The sequence below is a fragment of the Actinoplanes solisilvae genome (assembly GCF_003999975.1).
In the GTDB taxonomy this organism is placed as follows: domain Bacteria; phylum Actinomycetota; class Actinomycetes; order Mycobacteriales; family Micromonosporaceae; genus Actinoplanes; species Actinoplanes solisilvae.
Window position 1 is genome coordinate 51,849 of the sequence record NZ_RJAC01000023.1, and the last position, 19,439, is coordinate 71,287.

The window sequence follows — 19,439 nt, forward strand, 5'->3', positions numbered from 1 at the left end:
AGCCGCGACGAGACCGTTCAGCGGCTGGCGCCCGCGCGGCGCTTGGTCCACACGTCGAAGGCGACCGCGGCCAGCAGCACCGCGCCCTTGACCAGCATGACCTGTTCGCTCGGCGCGCCGATGAGGCTCATGCCGTTGTTGATGACACCCATGATCAGGCCGCCGGTGATGGCGCCGACGACCTTGCCGACGCCGCCCTGCACCGCGGCGCCCCCGATGAACGCCGCCGCGATCGCGTCCAGCTCGAACTGGTCGCCGCCGGTCGGGTTGGCCTGGTTGAGACGCCCGGCGAAGATGATGCCGGCCAGCGCGGCCAGCACGCCCATGTTCACGAAGATCCAGAACACGACCGACTTGACCTTGACGCCGGACAGGGTGGCCGCCTGCAGGTTGCCGCCGACCGCGTAGATCTGGCGGCCGAAGACCGCCCGGTTGGTCAGCACCGAGTAGCCGATCACGAGCGCGGCCAGCAGCACCAGCACCCAGGGCACGTTGCGGAAGCGGGCGAGCTGCACGACCACGAACATGACCACGACCGCGGCGAGCGCGATCTTGGTGATGAACAGCGGCAACGGCTCGACGACCTGGCCGTACCGGGCCCGGCCGGCCCGCGAGCGCCACTGGGTGACCACGATGCCGGCGACGGCCGCGAGCCCGAGCAGCAGGCTGAACAGGTCGGCGCCCCCGAGCGCGCCGAGGCCCACGTTGCCGAGGAAGCCCGAGGTGAAACCGTTCGAGAGGGTACGCACCTCTTCCGGGAACGGGCCGATGCCGCGGTTGCCGAGGATCGTGTAGGTGACCGCGCGGAACAGCAGCATGCCGGCGAGCGTGACGATGAACGCCGGGATGCCGAAGTACGCCACCCAGTAGCCCTGCCAGGCCCCGATCAGGCCGCCGACCACCAGGGTGAGCAGCACGGCCAGTGGCCACGGCACATCGTGGTTGACCATGAGCACGGCGGCGACCGCGCCGCTGGCGGCCACGATCGAGCCGACCGACAGGTCGATGTGCCCGGCGATGATCACCAGGATCATGCCGATGGCCAGGATCAGGATGTACGAGTTCTGGACGATGATGTTGCTGATGTTCTGCGGGGCGAGCATGTCGCCGCCGGTGAGGATCGTGAACAGCAGCACGATCGCCGCGAACGCGATGTAGATGCCGCTCTGCCGCAGGTTGAGCTGGAAGCGGCGGGGCCCGCCGGGGGTGCGGCTGAGCGGGGCGGCCCGCTCTGCGGTTGGGGCGACGCTCACGGGCGTGCCTCCTGTCCGGCGGTCATGAGCGTCATCAGGCCTTCCTGGGTGGCCTCGGCGCGCGGCACCTCACCGGTGATCCGTCCGGCCGAGAGCGTGTAGATGCGGTCGCAGAGCCCGAGCAACTCGGGCAGCTCGCTCGAGATGAGCAGGATCGACTTCCCGGCCTCGGCGAGCTGGTTGATGATCGTGTAGATCTCGTACTTGGCACCGACGTCGATGCCGCGCGTCGGCTCGTCGAGGATCAGCACGTCCGGATCGGTGAAGATCCACTTGGAGAGGACGACCTTCTGCTGGTTGCCGCCGGAGAGCTTGCCGGTGATGCTGGCGACGCTGGGCGCCTTGATGTTCATGCTCTTCCGGTACGAGTCGGCGACCTGGTATTCCTCGTTCTCGTCGACCCAGCCCCGCTTCGCGAGCTTGCGCAGCCCGGCGGCCGAGACGTTGCGCTTGATGTCCTCGATCAGGTTCAGGCCGTACCGTTTGCGGTCCTCCGTGGCGTACGCGATGCCGTGCCGGATGGCCTCGCGGACCGACCGCAACCGGATCTCCCGGCCGTCCTTGAAGATCCGACCGCTGATCCCGGTGCCGTAGGCGCGGCCGAAGATGCTCATGGCCAGCTCGGTGCGCCCGGCGCCCATCAGCCCGGCCAGCCCGACGATCTCGCCGCGGCGCAGCGTGAAGCCGGCCCGGTCGACCAGCAGCCGCCCGTGCTGGGTGGGGCTGTGCACGCTCCAGTCCTCGACCCGCAGCACCTCTTCGCCGATCCTCGGCTCGCGGGGCGGGAAGCGGTGGTCGAGGTCGCGGCCGACCATGCCACTGATGATCCGGTCCTCGGTGAGGCCCTCGGCGTCCAGGGTGGTGATCGTCTTGCCGTCGCGCAGGATCGTCACCCGGTCGGCGATGTCAAGCACCTCGTTGAGCTTGTGCGAGATGATCACGCAGGTGATGCCCTCGTCGCGCAGGCCGCGCAGCAGGTCCAGCAGGTGCGCCGAGTCGTCGTCGTTGAGCGCCGCGGTGGGCTCGTCGAGGATCAGCAGCTTGACCTGCTTGGACAGCGCTTTGGCGATCTCCACGAGCTGCTGCTTGCCGACGCCGAGGTCGATGACCTGGGTGACCGGGTTCTCGTCGAGGCCGACGCGGCGCATCAGCTCGGCGGCGGCCGCGTTCGTGCGGTTCCAGTCGATCAGGCCGCGCCGGGACTGCTCGTTGCCGAGGAAGATGTTCTCGGCGATCGACAGGTTCGACGCGAGCGCCAGCTCCTGGTGGATGATCACGATGCCGTGGTGCTCGCTGTCGCGGATGCCGCCGAAGCGGCACTCCTGCCCCTCGAACGTGATCTCGCCGTCGTAGTCGCCGTGCGGGTAGACGCCGGAGAGCACCTTCATGAGGGTGCTCTTACCGGCGCCGTTCTCCCCGCAGATCGCGTGGATCTCGCCGCGGAGCACCTCCAGGTTGACGTCGTCGAGCGCGCGAACGCCCGGGAACGTCTTGGAGATGCCCCGCATGCGGAGGATGGAGTCGGACATCAGGAAAGCTGCGCCTCGGTGTAGTACCCGGTGTCGACGAGCTCCTTCTTGTAGTTCTCCTTGTCGACGATGACCGACTCGAGCAGCATCGACGGGACGACCTTCACACCGTTGTCGTAGTCGGTGGTGTTGTTCGTCTTCGGCTGCTGACCCTTGAGCACGGCGTCGGCCATCGCGACGGTCGTCTTGGCCAGCTCACGCGTGTCCTTGTAGATCGTCGAGTACTGCTCGTTGCGCTTGATCGACTTGACCGAGGCCTGCTCGGCGTCCTGACCGGTGACCACCGGCCAGGGCTGGGCCGCCGTGCCGTACCCGTTGCTCTTCAGCGCCGAGAGGATGCCGATCGACAGACCGTCGTACGGGGAGAGGACCCCGTCGACCTTCGCGCCGCCACGGTAGGTGGAGGTGAGCAGGTTCTCCATCCGATCCTGGGCGGTCTTGGCCTGCCAGCGCAGGATCGCGACCGTCTTGAAGTCGGTCTGCTTGCTCTTCACGACCAGGGTGCCGTCGTCGATCTTCGGCTTGAGCACGCTCATCGCGCCGTTGAAGAAGAACGTGGCGTTGTTGTCGTCGGGCGAGCCCGCGAACAGCTCGATGTTGAACGGGCCCTTGGCGTCGCCGGCCGAACCGTCGGCCTTGAGCACCTTCAGCCCGGTGAGCAGCGACGTCGCCTGCTGCACGCCGACCTTGAAGTTGTCGAACGTCGCGTAGTAGTCGACGTTCGGGCTGTTGCGGATGAGCCGGTCGTACGCGATGACCGGGATCTTGTTGGCCTTGGCGTTCTCGAGCTGCGTCGTGATCGCCGTGCCGTCGATCGACGCGATGATCAGCAGCTTGGCCTTCTTGGTGATCTGGTTGTCGAGCTGCTGCGTCTGGGTCGGGATCTTGTCCTCGGCGTACTGGAGGTCGACCTTGTAGCCGAGCGCCTCGAGCTGCTTCTGCAGGTTCTCACCGTCGCTGATCCAGCGCTCCGAGGAGCGGGTCGGCATGGTGACACCGATCAGGGCGCCCTTGTTGTCGACGGCGCCGGCCTCTTTGTCGACGGTTTTCTCACTTGAGCCACATGCGGCCAGGGACGTAGCGAGCACGGCGGCGGAAACCACCGCACCCATCCTGGACAGTCTCATGCGGAACTCCTTCATCGGGTCCTGGGAGCGGGAGTGCGGTCGAGTGTGAACGGTCACACGAGAACGTGTCAACCGTTCCAAGCAACGTTGCCGACATTTGGTCGAAACGTTGTTATCGATAACAGGATGGTCTCGGTCGTCCGCACGGTCGTCGATGCGTAGTATCCAGGGCGGCGACACGGGGTAGATCCAGCATGGTCGATATGGCTGGATGGAACCCATGAATCCCGACATCGGCGAACTCATGGCAGCCATCGAGGCCAACTGGGACGAGCGGACCCCGATCCACCTGGCGAGCCAGTTCTACGCCCGCGACGCCGAGTCGTGGTTCGCTCCCTACGAGTGGGACGACCTCGGGCCGCTGACCGGCAAGGACGTGCTGCACCTGCAATGCCACCTCGGCACCGAGACCCAGGCTTTCGCCCGGCGCGGGGCGCGTACGGTGACGGGTCTGGACCTGTCGGCGGAGTCGTGCGCCGCGGCCCGGCGGCTCGCCCCGGACATCACCTTTGTCCACGCGAACGTGTACGAGGCGGTACTTGCCCTGGGCGGGCGCCAGTTCGACGTCGTCTACACGGGAAAGGGCGCGCTCTGCTACCTGCCCGACCTGCCCCGGTGGGCTTCAGAGGTGGCCGCGCTACTGAAGCCGGGCGGGGTAGCGTACGTCGTGGAGTTCCACCCCGTGCTGAACGCCATCGGCCTGGTCCCCCGCTCGCCCGACGACGCTTCCCTGCTGCTGCGCAAAGACTATTCGGCCGGGCGTGGCCCCCGCACAATCGATGCTTCCCGTACGTACACCGACGGCCCGGCGCTGACGTCGGCGACCACGAGTTACGAGTGGGCGCACGGGCTGGGCGAGGTGGTGACGGCGCTCGCCCGCGCGGGACTCTCGGTGCGCTCGCTGAGGGAGAGCGACGAGATTCCGTGGCCCCGGTGGCCCTCCATGGAGCCTACCGCCGACGGCTTCTGGCGGCTGCCCGCATCCGAGCCGCGGATCCCGCTGTTCTACGCGCTGCTGGCCACCGCCGCGTGACCGTCACATTCGTCGTACGCTTCCCCGTCGACGACGCGGTGCTCAACGATCTGCACGGGCGGGCCTTCGGCAGCTCGGGGCCGGTGGTGCCGTGGCGCGCCCGGCTGGAGCGCCACGCCCTGACCTGGGTCGGCGCGTTCGCTGCGTCGCGGCTGATCGGCTTCGTGCAGGTCGGCTGGGACGGCGGCTCGCACGCGTTCCTGCTCGACACGGCCGTCGACCCTGCTTTCCAAGGGAACGGCATCGGCGCGGCGCTGGTGAAGGCGGCCGTTGACGAGGCCCGAGCGGCCGGCTGCACATGGGCGCACGTCGACTTCGAACCGCGTCTGGAGGACTTCTACCTGCGTCGATGCGGTTTCCGGCCGACCGCGGCGGGGCTGATCGCGCTGGACGCCGAAAATGTCAGAGGCTGACGCTACGCTCGCGGCGCGAATCGAGCTACGGGGGTTGTGATGGGTGCATGGGGCCACGGTCCGTTCGACAACGACAGCGCCGCCGACTGGTGCGGTGACCTCGACGACGCGGCTCCCGCCGACCGGCCCGGGCTGGTGCGGGCGGCGTTCACGTCGGTCCTCGAGTCCGACTCCTATCTGGAGAGCGACGAGGGCTCGGCCGTCGTCGCCGCGGCCGCGCTGGTGGCCTCGCACCTCCCCGGCGGCACGCCGGTGACCTCGCCCTACGCGCCCGACTTCCTCGTCGAGGGCGGCGGCCGCCTCGAGATCACACCCGACCTGCCGCCGCTGGCCCTGCGCGCCCTCGACCGCATCGTGGGCGACGACTCGGAATGGTGCGAGTTGTGGTCCGAGTCGGGCTCGCTCGACCCGGATGTCGCGGCCTCGCTCGAGCCGATCCGCGCGATCCTGCAGCGCGCGGACGGCCGCTGAGTCACCGCGGCAGTGCGCCGGGCGGCTGCTGGTTGTGCTGGTCCATCAGTTCGTCGATCTGGTGGGCGAAGCCCTCGGCCATGTCGAGCTGGGCGCGCAGTGCTTCCACCCGGGTGCGGGCGGCCGTGTGGAACATGGCGAGCCGGTCGAGCAGGCCGGCCCGCTGCTCGCCCTGGGCTGTGGCCAGTTCGTCGAGCACGACCAGCAGCTCCCGCATCTCCTCGAGGGTGAAGCCGAGCGGCTTCATCCGCTTGATCACGCGCAGCCGGTCGAGGTCGGGCTCGGTGTAGAGCCGGAACCCGCCCTCACTGCGGGCCGACGGGACGACCAGCCCCGCCTCCTCGTAGTGGCGGATCGTGCGGATGCTGAGCCCGACCCGTTCGGCGGCCTCGCCGATCTGCATACGCCCTGCGGTCATCGCCTCAGTGTGCCCGCCGCCCATCAGTGGCCCGCGCCCAGCTTGCCGGACAGGTTCTCGTGGAACTTCTCGCTCGCCTCGTTGAGCCCGACGATCTGCGCGTGCTTGCCCCGCGCCTCATAGCGGGTGGTGATCGCGTCGAGCGCCGCCACGGAAGACGCGTCCCAGATGTGCGCCGAGCTCAGGTCGATCACGACCCGGTCCGGATCGCCGGCGTAGTCGAACTGGTGAACCAGATCGTTGCTCGACGCGAAGAACAGCTCCCCGCCCACCCGGTAGACACGGGTTTCGCCGTCCAGCTCGCTGGTCACGGATGCGAAGCGCGCCACCCGCCGAGCGAAGATCACCATCGCGGTCAGGACGCCCAGCACAACCCCGACGGCCAGATTGTGAGTGGCCAGCGTGCCGGCGACGGTGACGACCATGACGGCGATCTCGCCCGCGGGCATCCGTCTCAGCGTCGAGGGCTTGATGCTGTGCCAGTCGAAGGTGCCGACCGACACCATGATCATGACGGCGACCAGGGCGGCCATCGGGATGAGGGCGACGACGTCGCCCAGCACAACGACCAGGATCAACAGGAACACCCCGGCCAGGAACGTCGACAACCGCGTCCGCGCCCGCGAGACCTTCACGTTGATCATCGACTGGCCGATCATCGCGCAGCCGCCCATGCCGCCGAAGAACCCGGTGACGATGTTCGCGACGCCCTGCCCCCACGACTCGCGGGTCTTGTCCGATCGCGTGTCGGTGATGTCGTCGACGAGCTTGGCCGTCATCAGCGATTCCATCAGCCCGACCAGAGCAATGGCCAGGGCGTACGGGGCAATGGTGGTCAACGTGGCGAAAGTGAACGGCACGTCGGGCAGGCCGAGCACGGGCAGGCTGTCGGGCAGCGTGCCCTCGTCGCCGACGTTCGGGACGGCCACCTGCGCGATGATCACGAATGCGGTGAGCAGCACGATCGCGACCAGCGGGGCCGGCACCGCGGTGACCCGCTTCGGCAGCCACCACATGATCGCCAACGCGACCGCGACCAGCGGATAGACCAGCCACGGCACGCCGACCAGATGCGGCACCTGCGCCGAGAAGATCAGAATGGCGAGCGCGTTGACGAAGCCGACCATGACGCTGCGCGGGATGAACCGCATCAGCTTCGCCACCCCGGCGACCGCCAGGATCACCTGGAACAGCCCGCCCAGGATGACCGCCGCGACCAGATAGCCCAGCCCGTGCTCCTTGGCGAGCGGCGCCACGACCAGGGCGATCGCCCCGGTCGCAGCCGAGATCATCGCCGGCCGTCCCCCGGTGAACGCGATGGTGACGGCCATCGTGAACGACGCGAACAGCCCGATCTTCGGGTCGACCCCCGCGAGGATCGAGAACGAGATCGCCTCCGGGATCAACGCGAGCGCCACGACCAGCCCCGCGAGCACCTCGGTACGCAGCACCTTCGGCGACGACAACCATTCCGGACGCGACAGGCGCGGCGAACGACCCGCCGACAACAGCGACGACATGTAACCCATTTCGGCTCGGAAAACGCACGGCGCAGCCAAGGTGCGCCTGCTGAAGTGATGCCGGACCCGTCAACCACGGTCCCGCTCTGCGTGAGGCCCCATCGCCCACAATGCCCGGTAAAGGCACCCGAGGCGCCTCGACCCGAACCCTACCCTCCGGTGAGAGGAGAGTTGCCGCAGCCCCTGGCGGCGCGCCTGGTCGACGCCGTCGATGCACTCGACGCTCACCTCGGCCGGATGGGAGCCGTCAGACGAGCGGCGCCACCGACTTCTCGGCCAGCGCCCGCTCGATCTTCTCGGCGCCGACGCGGATCAACGTGCCGTAGTCGTTGTCCGGCAGGGAGTCGATCTCGGCCAGGGCCGCCTTCAGAGAGCTGCTCGCCGCGGCGAAGTTGCCGGATCGCCGGTGGGCGTCAGCCAGGTTCAAGTGCAGGGACGGCAGGAGTTGCCGCACCTGCCACGCCGCGTCGTACTGCTGGATACGCTCCTCGGTCATCGATCCCGCCTCGGCCAGGGCCAGCTCATCCCACCGAAGCTCGTCGGCGACCGAGTCCTGCAGGTCGGCGGCGAAGTGGGCGATCGTGCACCGGTGCAGCACGTCGCCGGTCTGATCCCACAGCGCTTCCAGGGCCTGGCGGGCTCCGGCACGGTCACCCGCGCGGCCTTGTTCGACGGCGGCGACGATCGCTGTCATGACGGGGTCGGTCTCGGGCACTTCGCGCTCCTCGCTCGGTCTGCGGGCAACACCGGCGATCCTGGGCTCTCGACCTACGCGAGGGTCAAGCCGGCAAGATCTACGTGAGGGTCGAACCGTCCACCCGGGTCGCGAGATCGTCGTCGGTGATCGGCCGCACAACCCGGCAGGGCACGCCGACAGCGACGGTCATGGCCGGGACGTCGCGGCTGACGACGCTGCCCGCACCGATGACTGATCCGTACCCGATCGTCACGCCGGGCAGGACCACCACGTTGCTGCCGATCCAGACCCTGTCCTCGATCACGATCGGCTCGGAGAACCGCCGGAAGTCCTCCCGCAACCCCGGATGAACCGGGTGGCCGGTAGTGGTCAGCGTGACACTCGGCGCGATCATCACCCCGTTCCCGATGCGGATCTCCACGTCGTCGACGCAGGTGAGGTTGACGTTGCCGAAGAAGTCGTCCCCGATGTGGACGTTGCTGCCGAACGCCGCGTGGAACGGCGCCAGCAGAACCGTCCGCGCCCCGACCGATCCGAGCATCGCCTCGAGCAGCTCCCGTCGGCGCCCCTCATCGCTGGGCCGCGTGTGGTTGTAATCGAAGATCAGGTCGGCTCGTCGCCGCGCCGCCTGAAAGGACGCCTCCGACTCCGTGTAGAGCCGCCCGCGCCGGACCTTCTCCAGCACCTTACGTTCACGATCCACCAGCTTCTCCTTCAACGCCGGCATACAGCATCCGGTACGAGATCAGCAGTGTCACGGGCAGAGCCGCGGTCAACGCCGCCAGCACGAGAAACCCGTCCGCCCACCCGTGCCGCTGGACGACGTGCCCGACCACCGGCGCGCCCACCGCGATCCCGAGGGCGCTCGCCGAGTTCATCCACGTCATCGCCTGGGTGTAGACCGCGCTCACGGTCGCCTCCCGCAGCTGCACGGATGCCGGAATGAGCACGAGCGCGACGCAGCCGCCCACAACCGCGTAGCCCGCGAACATGACCGGCAGGCCCGGAACGAACGCCAGCAACCCGCAACCCGCCGTGAGAACCACTCCCGCCACGATCATCACCCGCGGATCAGCGTTTTCGAGCGCCCCGTAGACGAGCCCGGCCCCCAGGCTGACCACCCCCGCGACCCCCGTGATCACCCCGGCCCAGGCCCCCGCCTGATGGGCCAGCGCGAACGCCGTGATCGCCACCCCGATCCCCCCGAAGAACAACCCGATCGCCAGGTTCACCGCGAACAGCGCGACAACGCGCCGGTCCAACAGCCGCCGATCGACCAGCACACCAAGCGCGGACCCGGCCCGCCCTCGCGCCCCGGTGAAGAGCCGGCCCGATGTCCGCGCACCCGAGCCGCCGGCCGACCTGTTCGTCGCGGACTCGCCCGCCCCGCCCGACGCCGGCCGCCTCGCGGCAGCGAACGACCGGCTCGGTCCCGGCTCAGTCGCCCGAGCGGTCACGAGCCCGGCGATCCCGACCGCCACGAGCGAAACAGCCACGACCAGCCCGAGCCACGGCGCGACGGTGGCGCTGAGCGTCGTCACCAGGATCGGCCCGACGAGAAAGACGACGTCGTTGAGCGACCCCTCCAGCGACAAGGCCGCCGACAACAGCGCCGACGAACCCAGCACCTTGCGCCACCGAGCCGTCGCGAGCGCCCCGACCGGCGGCACGGTCGCTCCGGCGAGCGCGGCCAGCCCGATCATCACCGGAACAACGCCATGCGCGAGCACCAGCCCGACCGCCGCCGCGACGAACAAGCCGACCGTCACCGGCACGACCCGCCGCTGCCCCCGTCGATCGATGAGCCGGCCGATCTGCGGGCCGACCACCGCATCGGCGACAGCAAACGCGCCGGCTGCCGCCCCGGCCCGCCCGAATGACGCGGACGACCCCTGAACCGCCCACATCACCCCGAGACCGCTCATGGCGACCCCGAGTCGCGCAACGGCCGCGGGCACGAAGAATCGCGCCGCCGCGGGCACGCGGAACACCGACAGATAACGACCGACAGCGAAACGACCTGTGTGCACGTGCAACTCCAGCGGCTCATCACCGCGAGCCGCCAGACAGGTCGGACTGGAACATCAACTCGCCGGGCGTGACCGTATTACGTCGGGGCGGCGCCCCGCAACGCGAAATTCGGCGGCGGCGCCCTCACTGGGCCGCCCGGCGGATAGCGGCCGTGGCCGCCGCTCGAAGTCTGGCCCGGCGGGCACGACGCGCGCGCAGACCGGGTGGCACGACGGGCGGCCGAAGCGCCGGGGAGACGGGACGGGGAGCGGGTTTCAGGTCGGTGGTCATGGCAATGAACCTAGTTGGGGGGTATGACAAAAATCGGTCCTTCACGGCGAGGGACGACGACGAAAAACATCGGGGACGACGACGAAATTCGGGAGAGCCCAACCACCGCGATGAGGCAGACTCGCGGCATGTCCGTCACCGCCCGCAATGTCCAGGACCTGGCCGCCCACGCCGCGCGCAAGCGCGTCAAGTACCTGTTCTTCTGGGGTCACCAGCCCGAGCGGGACGGCAGCGCGGGCACCGGTTGCCTGAGCCAGTGGTGGCCCTCCCCGTTCACCGCCGACGGTCACGAGTTCGCCACCGCCGAGCACTACATGATGTGGCGCAAGGCCGTCCTCTTCGACGACGACACCATGGCCGCCCGCATCCTCGAGGCTCCGCATCCCAAGGTCGCCAAGACCCTGGGCGGCCGGGTCGAGCGGTTCGAGCAGACCGTCTGGAACGAGCACCGCTACGGCATCGTCGTCGCCGGCAACCGGGCCAAGTTCGGTCAGCACGACGAGTTGCGCGCTTACCTGCTGACCACTGGTGACCGGGTGCTGGTCGAGGCCAGTCCGATGGACCGCGTCTGGGGCATCGGGCTCGGCCGCGACGACCCGGCGGCCGCCAATCCACGCCGCTGGCGGGGCACCAACCTGCTCGGGTTCGCGCTGATGGACGTACGAGAGGAACTTCAGTAGCCCGAGGTCACCATCAGCCCCGGCGTCGTCCCGGCGCCGTGGAAATACAGCAGGCGCAGCATCACCGGGGAGCAGCCGACGATGTGCATCGGGCCGCGGCCGGCCGCGTCGAGCAGCACCCGGGCGGCAGCCGTGTCAGCGAACCGCAGCGCCGTCACGTCGACCGTCACCACCGGTTCCTCGTCGCGCTGGCCGAAGGCCTCCTCGACCAGGGCGGTCAGCGCATCCCGATTCGACATGTCAGCCTCGCCCGACAGCCACAACCCGTACGGCTCGGTGGTGCGGCGGACCCTCAGCGACGTGTCCGGGTCGAAGGGCAGCAGCGGGCCGGCCGCCCCGGGGTGCGCGAGAGCCAGGCGCCTGAGCAGCAGCGGGTTGAAGAGCCGTCGGTCGTACGCGCAGATGCCCATCACGTAGCCGTCGGTGAACACGGTGTTGATCTGGGCCTCGTACCAGCCGAGCCGTTCCGCCCCCGGCACCCGCCGGGTCGCCCAGCTCATGTCGCCGACTACGCGCATGCCCAGGTAGCCCTCGGCGCGGGCGCGGGCTTTCTGTTCGTGCCAGTGGGCCAGCGTGTCCTCCGCGTCGAAGGCGCCACCGGCCAGATAGCTGCCCTCGGGGGTCACGGCCGTCAGTTGTCCGCTGCCGATCGCCTCGCGGATGCCGGCGCCGTCGCGGGCCAGGGCCGCCAGCACCGCCTCGGGCTGATCGCCGGAGTAGACCGCTTTGTGCCGGGCGCGCAGGCCGTCGTGCAGCACCCGGACGATCGCCTCTTGCCGGACCTCGTCGTCGTCGACGGTCCAGCAGACATGGTCGCCCAGCTCAAGGCGATCGAGCAGCGCCAGCCCTGCCACCGGCCCCTCCCGTTCCTCCCCGCGCAGCGTGCCTCACGAAGCTCAGACAGCCGCAAGGTGCCGTTCACCGTACGCTTCGAAACGCTTCCGCCGCGTTACCACGGACGAGTGACTTCGCCATGTGAAACCACCTGGTCAGGTGGCGATGACCGAAAGGTTCACGTCACTCAATGTTCACCGCCGGACCGCCGGGACCGCACGTCCGATTCGCACCGGCGACGCCTTCCATTCACCGCGCGCCCCTAGCGTTTCGCGAATCGCCGCAAAAGCATCCGCCCGCGCGGCCGAGAAGCCGCAAGCCAAAGCGCAAAGCCGAAGCCGCAAAGCCGCGAACCAGCCGCCCGGGAGTGAGCAGGACATGGACGTCAGCGTCGTCATTCCGACGTGCAACCGCCCGGAGCTGGCCACCCGGGCCGTGCACAGCGCCCTGGCCCAGACGCACGAGAACCTCGAGGTCATCGTCGTCGTCGACGGCCCCGACGACGCGACCCACGAGGCTCTCGCGCAGGTCGGCGACGAGCGGCTGCGGGTGATCGGCCTGCCCGAGCGCGGCAAGGCCCCGAACGCCCGCAACGTCGGCGCCCGCAACGCCCGGGGCGAATGGGTCGCGCTGCTCGACGACGACGACGAGTGGCTGCCGTCGAAGATCGCCGTGCAGCTCGAGCTGGCCGCGACGGCGACCAAGGCGAGCCCGATCGTGGCGACGCGCATGATCAGCCGTACGCCCCGCTCGGACACGGTGATGCCGCGGCGCCTGCCCGAGCCGGGTGAGCCGCTGAGCGAATATCTGACCGTCCGGCGCGGCCTGTTCTACGGCGACGGCTTCATCCAGACCTCGACGATCATGGCGCCGGCCGAGCTGCTGCGCCGAGTGCCGTTCACCGTCGGCCTGCGCCGCCAGCAGGAGCTCGACTGGACGCTGCGCGCGCTGCAGCAGGAGGACGTCGAGCTGCTCTACTCCCCCGAGGCGCTCGTGCTCTGGCACCAGGACGAGAACCGGGAACGGATCAGCCTGCAGAACCCGTGGGAGGAGCAGCTCGAATGGCTGCGCTCCAGCCGCGACCTGTTCACCCCCAAGGCGTACGCTGCCGTGACGATGAGTGTGCTGAGCTCGATGGCCGCGCCGACCCGCAGCCTCAAGGTCTTCCGTGAGCTGCTCGACGAGGCCCGCACCCACGGCGACCCGAGCACGATCGACTACGTGACGTTCCTTCAGATCTGGGCGTTGCCGCCCGACGTCCGCCACCGCGTACGGGACGCGGTCGTCGGCCGCAAGGCCCATGCCTGAGCGCCGCGTCGCCGTCTGGCGCAGCGCCATGCTGCCCGCGTCGGAGACCTTCGTCCGCAACCAGGCCGACGCGATGACCCGCTGGCAGCCGATCTACGTCGGCGCGACGAAGACCGACTCGCTCCTGGCCCGCGACACCGACCTGATCGCCTTCCCGTCGGCCGCCGACCACCGCGCCTTCCTGCGCCTGCGCCTGACCGGTTCCTCCCCACAACTGCACAGGACAATTGCTGGCGTACGCCCTGACGTCGTGCACGCCCACTTCGGCGGCGACGGCTGGCTCGTCAGCGCCGCCGCCGCCCGCGCCGGTGCCCCGCTCGTGGTGACCCTGCACGGCCACGACGTCACCCGCCAGCCCGCCAGCACCGGCCCGAAGGGCGTCCGCTACCGCCGCAACCTGCGTACGGTCTTCCGCCGCGCCCACCTGCTGATCGCCGTCTCGTCGGTGATCCGCGAGCGCGCGATCAGCTGGGGCGCCGACCCGGCCAAGGTCCGCGTCCACTACACCGGCGTACCGCTGCCCGCGACGCTCCCGGCCATGCCGAAGCGTTACGACGTGGCGTTCGTGGGCCGCTTCGTCGAGAAGAAGGGCGCCGACGACCTGGTAGCCGCCCTGGCCTCCCTGGGCCGCCCGGCGTCAGCGGTCTTCATCGGCGACGGCCCCCACCTGGCCGAGATGCGAGGCTACGCCCGAAGCCTGAACGTGGACGCGACCTTCCTGGGCGCCCAGCCGGCCGACGAGGTCTATCGCATCCTCGGCGAGTCCCGGGTCCTGGCCGCTCCTTCCCGCACCGCCGCCGACGGCGACAGCGAGGGCCTGCCCACCACCATCGTCGAGGCGATGGCGATGGGTCTGCCCGTGGTCTCCACAGTCCACAGCGGCATCCCCGAAGCAGTGGACGACGGCGTGACGGGCCTGCTGGGCCCTGAAGGCGACCGCGACGCCTTGGCCGCCAACCTGCGCAAACTCCTCGACGACCCCGACCTGCGGACTTCCATGGGTGCGGCCGCCCGAGCCCGGGCAGAGGCCAACTTCGACGTCGTGAAGCAAAGCCACGGCCTCGAGTCCCTCTACGACGAAACGGTCGCCGGCGCGTAGCCCGGCCCGGTCATTCCGCCCGCGGATCCGGGCTATCGCACGGGCTGCGGTTCGGTGGCCGGGGCCGGGGCCGGCGCGGGCAGGAACGTATTGCGGGCCAGTCCCCGCACGGTCGCGACGAGCAGTACAGCGAGGCCTGCCGTCGCGAGACTCACCAGCAGAATGGTCCAGGCGCGCTGACCGGGCACGTCGGCCACCGCCATCCAACGGATGAGCACGGTGAACGCCGCGGCGTACGAGAACGAGAACGCCCAGTAGCCCAGGCCGAATGGCACCGTCCGATACACCGGCACCAGCCGCAGCTGGACCATCGCCATGAGCAGGGCATATCCGGCCAGTCCCCAGGCCAGGGCGTCGGCCCGGCCACCGTTGATCGCGAACCACGCGATGCCCGCGACGGCCGGGGGTGCCATCTCGATCGCCATCGTCGGGCGCAGCGGCACCGGCAGCCTCGGCTCGACGAACAGCCGCAGCAGCAGGATCGAGCCGAGCACCAGCCAGCAGACCACGCCGTAGCCGAACAGGAACCGGGCCAGCGACGGGAAGCCGAGCTGAGCGGCACCGACCGCGGCGATCAGCCCACCGGCCACGGTCGGCAGGAAATATCCGGGATGCCAGGCCGCGAGCGCACGGTCGATGGCGATCCACTGGCCGCTCAGCCACCCGCCGAGCAGGAGAGTCGCCACCAGGAAAACCGCATAAACCACAATTCCCGCCGTACGGGCGTGAGCGCCCAACGCCACCCCGAGAAGCATCCCGACGATCGGCGGAATCGCCAGGAACGGGCTGAACACCGGATCCGACATCTCCGTACGCAACCGGCCGCCGGCGACGAGGTTGTGCCCGTAGAGGACGGCGGTGACCAGCCACACCGCGGCGACCACGAACCAGCCCGCGTCGGCCACGGCGGACGGCACCGCGTGCTGGGCGGCGGCCGCGGCCCAGCACTGGGTCACGCCGGCCAGGCCGAAGCTGATGGCGAACAGGTTGGGGGTCAGACGTCGACGCACTGCCGGGCTCCTCTGTCGCTGGCGGATCGCAGCCCCATCCTGGCAGCCCGGCCCGCCCCGGCGCATGAGTCAGACAACTGGTCCCGGCCCGAAGACTTGAGTACGGCCTTCGACGTCGTCGGCGTCGCGGTCCTCGAACCTCGTCACGCCCGTCCATTTTCCGGTCTGCCATCGCTGGAAGGGGCGGGTTCGTCGGGGTTCATGGTGCGGAATCCCTCGAACTGACCGTTGAGGATGCGTCCGGCCTTCTCGATGATCGCCTTCGCTGAGAAGGGCTTCTCGATGAGGTGGACGCCGGGGTCGAGTCGGCCCTGGGAGGCCAGGACCGGCTGGGCGTACCCGGACATGAATAGGACCGCGATGTCGGCTCTGGTCTGCCGGATTCTCTCGGCCACTTCCTTACCGAGCATGTTGGGCATGACGACGTCGGTGAGCAGTAGGTGGATGTCGCCGTCGAACCGGGCGGCGACGGCGACGGCATCGGCGCCGTTCGCCGCGGTAAGGACGTGGTAGCCGCTGCGCGTGAAGATGCGTTCAGTGACCTCCCGCAGCGCCTCCTGGTCCTCGACCACGAGGACCGTCTCTCCGGCAGGGGTGCGTTCATACGGCAACGGTTCATCGGCTGGCGCGGGGGCTTCAGCGGTCACGGGCATCAGGATGGTGAACGTGGTGCCGACGCCGGGTTGTGAGTGAATGGTGACGGTCCCCTGGGCCCGGGCAACGATGCCGTACACGGTCGACAGTCCCAGACCGGTGCCCCCACCATCGCGTTTGGTGGTGAAGAAAGGCTCGAAGGCGTGCTCGATGACCTCGGCCGGCATGCCGGTGCCAGTGTCACAGACGCGCAGCTGCACGTAGCGGCCGGCCTCGAGCAGCGGGTCGGTGTGCCCGTCGATGACGACGTTGGCGGTGTCGATGCTCAACGTCCCGCCGTCGCCCATCGCATCCCGGGCGTTGACCGCGAGGTTGACCAGCACCTGCTCGATCTGACCGGCGTCGGCGAGCACGAGCCACAGCTCCGGGGCCAGGTCCGTGGACAGATCAATGTCGTCGCCGATCGTACGTCGCAGCAGATTCTCCACATCCACGACGATCTCGTTGAGATCGAGCGCCCGCGGTTGGACGACGTCGCGGCGGGCGAAGGCGAGGAGCTGGTGAGTCAGCTCGGCGGCCCTTTCCGCGGCCCGCCGGATCTGCTCGACGTCACGACCGGCCGCCTGCAGACGCTGTTCTGGTTCGGCGGCGAGTTCCTCGGCGACGAACGCAGCGTAGTTCAGGATCACGCCGAGCAGGTTGTTGAAGTCATGGGCGACTCCACCGGCGAGTTGACCCAGGATCTCCAGGCGCTGGCCCTGGTGGAGCTGAGCCTGCAGGCGCTCGCGGTCGGCGCGAGCCTGGGCGCGTTCCTCTCCCATTCGGAGTTGGAACTGGTCCTGGGCGTGCTCGACCTGGATCCTCTCCTGGGCGCGTTCCTCTCCCATCCGCAGTTGGAAGCGATCCTGCGCTTGCTGCACCTGCACTTTCTCCCGGGCGCGCTCCTCTCCCATTCGGAGCTGGAACTCGTCCTGGGCGTGCTCGACCTGGATCCTCTCCTGAGCGCGTTCCTCTCCCATCCGCAGTTGGAACTGGTCCTGGGCCTGCTCGACCTCGAGCCTCTCCTGCGCGCGTTCGTCGCCCATGGTGACCTCGAACCGGTCCTGGGCTTTGGAGACTTCGGTACGCTCGCTGGCATACTCCGCGTCGATGTGAGTTTGAAACCGCCGGTCCTGCACGTCCTGGTCGCGGTGACCGGAATCGTCGGCAGATCGCCCGCTGAAGTTCACCACCTGATGAGCGTCGGCGTCATCGGGGACGGTCTGTGATTCGCCGACCTGATGCGCGATAACAACAGCGCCCATGGCGGCGCCTGCAGGGTCGAAGATCGGCGAGAAGGTCACCACCACGGGGACCACAGTGCCGTCGCGGCGCAGCCGGTGCGTGTGGTGACTTCCGGGATTCTCCCCTGCGGCGACGCTTCGCAGGACGGATGATTCCGCTGCCCGCAGTCCAGGCGGTACGAGCACCTGCGCGTCGACGCCGATGAGATCAGGGCCGCGATAGCCGTACAGCAGCGCCGCCGCCCGGTTGCAGTGGGAGATCAGACCGGCGCTGGTGACGGCGATGATGCCGTCGTCGGAGGAGTCGATGATCGCGCCGAGGTCGACCCGGTATGCCGCGGACCTTGAGGAATCCGAGATCCCGATCATGTGCCACTCCACGACCGCCCAGCAGGTCGCGTCTCCGGCGAAGCGGCCACCATCCATAGACACGTCAGAGACGCCAGAACTCTCCCTGAGGTACCGTACCGCTCGCCGTAGTGACTTCTCGGTGAAACAGGAATCTTGTCCTCGGCACAGTGTTGACTCACGCCGGGCCGGAAAGGTTCAAGCGGCCAGCGAATGCGCCACGCGGCGCAGGAAGTCGCGGTTCGAGGTGGTGCCGCGCAGCTGGTCGAGCAGTTTGCGCATCGCGTCCTGGCGGTCGCCGGTGCCCAGCGCGCGCCGCACCTGGGCGATGATCGCCAGTTCGGCCGGGGACAGCAGGGTCTCGTCGTGGCGGGTGCCGGTCTGCGACAGGTCGATCGCCGGGAAGACGCGGCCCTCGGCGAGGGAACGGTCCAGCTTCAGTTCGGCGTTGCCGGTGCTCTTGAACTCCTCGAAGATGACACTGTCCATCGCGGAGCCGTTCTCGACCAGGGCGGTCGCGATGATGGTCAGTGAGCCGCCGCCGTCGATGTTGCGGGCCGCGCCGAGGAACCGCTTCGGCGGGTAGAGCGCCGTCGAGTCGAGACCGCCGGTCAGCGTACGCCCACGGCCCGGGGCCATCAGATTGTACGAGCGGCCCAGGCGGGTGATCGAGTCGAGGAGCACGACGACGTCGTCGCCCTGCTCGACCAGGCGCTTGGCCCGTTCGATGGCCAGCTCGGCCAGGGCGGCGTGCTCGTTCGGCGGCCGGTCGAAGGTGGCCGCGACGACCTCGCCCTTGACCGTACGGGTGAAGTCGGTGACCTCCTCGGGCCGCTCGTCGACCAGCACCACGAACAGGTGCACCTCGGGGTTGTTGTGCGCGATCGCGTTGGCGATCTGCTTGAGGATCGTGGTCTTGCCCGCCTTCGGGGGCGCGACGATCAGCGCCCGCTGGCCCTTGCCGATCGGCATGGCCAGGTCGATGACGCGGGTGGTGAGCAGGCCCGGTTCGGTCTCCAGGCGCAGGCGTTCCTGCGGGTAGAGGGCGGTCAGCTCGTAGAAGTCGGGACGCCGGCCCATCGGGTGGTCGAGCTGCAGGGTGGCCGGTTTACGGCCGGTGACGCGGGCCGAGCCGACGACGCGGTCGCCGCGCCGCAGGCCGAGCCGGCGCAGTTCGTGCCAGGCGACGGGGATGTCGCGCGGGCCGGGCAGGTAGCCGTCGAGGCGTAGCCAGGCCCGGTCGTCGACGATGTCGAGCAGCGCGTCGACGCGGATGGTTTCGGTGTTGTCAGTCATTGGGGGTACTCCTCGAGAGCCGATGCCGGCACGAGTGAAGAACGCCGAAGTCGGCGTCGATGGGAAAGACGATCGAAATGACCCGGGGGCGACCAGGACTGGTGCCTGCACTCGGGGTGCGATCTGCCGTCAAGGTAGCACCCCGCGGCCGATCGCGACAGCACCGGCACGCCAGATGACATCTGGGCGACACTGCGCGTTTGCTTGCGGGATGCCTGGGCGGTA

18 protein-coding genes are annotated in these 19,439 nt (G+C 69.1%); 6 read left to right on the forward strand and 12 right to left on the reverse strand.

All coding sequences use genetic code 11. The features are described from left to right. Positions 1-17: 17 nt before the first annotated feature. Genes mmsB through chvE form a run of 3 tightly spaced genes read right to left on the reverse strand, consistent with a single transcriptional unit; the run spans position 18 to position 3,909 of the window. Positions 18-1,253, reverse strand: coding sequence for a multiple monosaccharide ABC transporter permease (gene mmsB / locus EER30_RS37620; RefSeq protein ID WP_127506022.1), 1,236 nt, complete (start codon positions 1,251-1,253; stop codon positions 18-20). Further along, a complete protein-coding gene (gene mmsA / locus EER30_RS37625; RefSeq protein WP_127506024.1) occupies positions 1,250-2,782 on the reverse strand; it encodes a multiple monosaccharide ABC transporter ATP-binding protein in 1,533 nt (510 codons plus the stop codon). The genes mmsB and mmsA overlap by 4 nt, the downstream gene beginning before the upstream one ends. Continuing rightward, positions 2,782-3,909 carry a multiple monosaccharide ABC transporter substrate-binding protein gene (gene chvE / locus EER30_RS37630; protein ID WP_127506026.1) on the reverse strand — a complete coding sequence of 376 codons (1,128 nt, stop codon included), beginning with the start codon at positions 3,907-3,909 and terminating at the stop codon, positions 2,782-2,784. Before chvE ends, mmsA begins: the two co-directional genes overlap by 1 nt. 220 nt (positions 3,910-4,129) lie before the next feature. Here chvE and EER30_RS37635 point away from each other — a divergent pair, with 220 nt between their 5' ends. The 3 genes from EER30_RS37635 to EER30_RS37645 are packed head-to-tail and all read left to right on the forward strand — an operon-like array spanning position 4,130 to position 5,826. Continuing rightward, entirely contained in the window at positions 4,130-4,942 is an 813-nt protein-coding gene (locus EER30_RS37635) for a class I SAM-dependent methyltransferase (protein ID WP_127506028.1), read from the forward strand. Then, positions 4,939-5,355: a GNAT family N-acetyltransferase gene (locus tag EER30_RS37640; protein ID WP_127506030.1), complete on the forward strand. Its 417-nt coding sequence runs from the start codon at positions 4,939-4,941 to the stop codon at positions 5,353-5,355. The genes EER30_RS37635 and EER30_RS37640 overlap by 4 nt, the downstream gene beginning before the upstream one ends. A gap of 39 nt (positions 5,356-5,394) precedes the next feature. Further along, entirely contained in the window at positions 5,395-5,826 is a 432-nt protein-coding gene (locus EER30_RS37645; RefSeq protein ID WP_127506032.1) for a DUF4259 domain-containing protein, read from the forward strand. Between the two features lies 1 nt (position 5,827). Here EER30_RS37645 and EER30_RS37650 read toward each other — a convergent pair whose 3' ends face one another. The 5 genes from EER30_RS37650 to EER30_RS37670 form a co-directional block, all read right to left on the reverse strand. Next, positions 5,828-6,244, reverse strand: a complete 417-nt coding sequence (locus tag EER30_RS37650) for a MerR family transcriptional regulator (RefSeq protein ID WP_240670554.1) — start codon at positions 6,242-6,244, stop codon at positions 5,828-5,830. 23 nt (positions 6,245-6,267) lie between these two features. After that, positions 6,268-7,764: a SulP family inorganic anion transporter gene (locus EER30_RS37655; protein WP_127506034.1), complete on the reverse strand. Its 1,497-nt coding sequence runs from the start codon at positions 7,762-7,764 to the stop codon at positions 6,268-6,270. Between the two features lie 247 nt (positions 7,765-8,011). Next, complete coding sequence (locus tag EER30_RS37660; protein WP_127506120.1) at positions 8,012-8,458, reverse strand: hypothetical protein; 447 nt, start codon at positions 8,456-8,458, stop codon at positions 8,012-8,014. Positions 8,459-8,558: 100 nt separating this feature from the next. Continuing rightward, the gene (locus EER30_RS37665) at positions 8,559-9,164 is read right to left on the reverse strand and encodes a sugar O-acetyltransferase (RefSeq protein ID WP_240670555.1); all 606 of its coding nucleotides are present in this window, start codon (positions 9,162-9,164) and stop codon (positions 8,559-8,561) included. After that, entirely contained in the window at positions 9,154-10,491 is a 1,338-nt protein-coding gene (locus EER30_RS37670) for an MFS transporter (RefSeq protein WP_127506038.1), read from the reverse strand. Before EER30_RS37670 ends, EER30_RS37665 begins: the two co-directional genes overlap by 11 nt. A gap of 399 nt (positions 10,492-10,890) precedes the next feature. Between EER30_RS37670 and ybiA the strand changes: the two genes are divergently transcribed. Then, entirely contained in the window at positions 10,891-11,442 is a 552-nt protein-coding gene (gene ybiA, locus EER30_RS37675; protein ID WP_205650587.1) for a riboflavin biosynthesis intermediates N-glycosidase, read from the forward strand. On the opposite strand, the gene EER30_RS37680 is transcribed toward ybiA, so the two are convergent. Then, positions 11,436-12,296 (reverse strand): MEDS domain-containing protein, encoded by an 861-nt coding sequence (locus EER30_RS37680; protein WP_164842621.1) that lies wholly within the window; start codon positions 12,294-12,296, stop codon positions 11,436-11,438. The two genes, ybiA and EER30_RS37680, sit on opposite strands and share 7 nt — an antisense overlap. 358 nt (positions 12,297-12,654) lie before the next feature. Between EER30_RS37680 and EER30_RS37685 the strand changes: the two genes are divergently transcribed. Then, positions 12,655-13,584 carry a glycosyltransferase family 2 protein gene (locus tag EER30_RS37685; protein ID WP_127506043.1) on the forward strand — a complete coding sequence of 310 codons (930 nt, stop codon included), beginning with the start codon at positions 12,655-12,657 and terminating at the stop codon, positions 13,582-13,584. Further along, positions 13,577-14,683, forward strand: coding sequence for a glycosyltransferase (locus tag EER30_RS37690; protein WP_127506045.1), 1,107 nt, complete (start codon positions 13,577-13,579; stop codon positions 14,681-14,683). Before EER30_RS37685 ends, EER30_RS37690 begins: the two co-directional genes overlap by 8 nt. 32 nt (positions 14,684-14,715) lie before the next feature. On the opposite strand, the gene EER30_RS37695 is transcribed toward EER30_RS37690, so the two are convergent. The 3 genes from EER30_RS37695 to rho form a co-directional block, all read right to left on the reverse strand. Beyond that, positions 14,716-15,693, reverse strand: coding sequence for an SLAC1 family transporter (locus EER30_RS37695; RefSeq protein ID WP_164842622.1), 978 nt, complete (start codon positions 15,691-15,693; stop codon positions 14,716-14,718). Positions 15,694-15,836: 143 nt separating this feature from the next. After that, positions 15,837-17,996 carry an ATP-binding protein gene (locus EER30_RS37700; RefSeq protein WP_349290910.1) on the reverse strand — a complete coding sequence of 720 codons (2,160 nt, stop codon included), beginning with the start codon at positions 17,994-17,996 and terminating at the stop codon, positions 15,837-15,839. Between the two features lie 120 nt (positions 17,997-18,116). Beyond that, positions 18,117-19,214, reverse strand: coding sequence for a transcription termination factor Rho (rho, locus tag EER30_RS37705; RefSeq protein WP_127506049.1), 1,098 nt, complete (start codon positions 19,212-19,214; stop codon positions 18,117-18,119). Between the last annotated feature and the right edge of the window lie 225 nt (positions 19,215-19,439).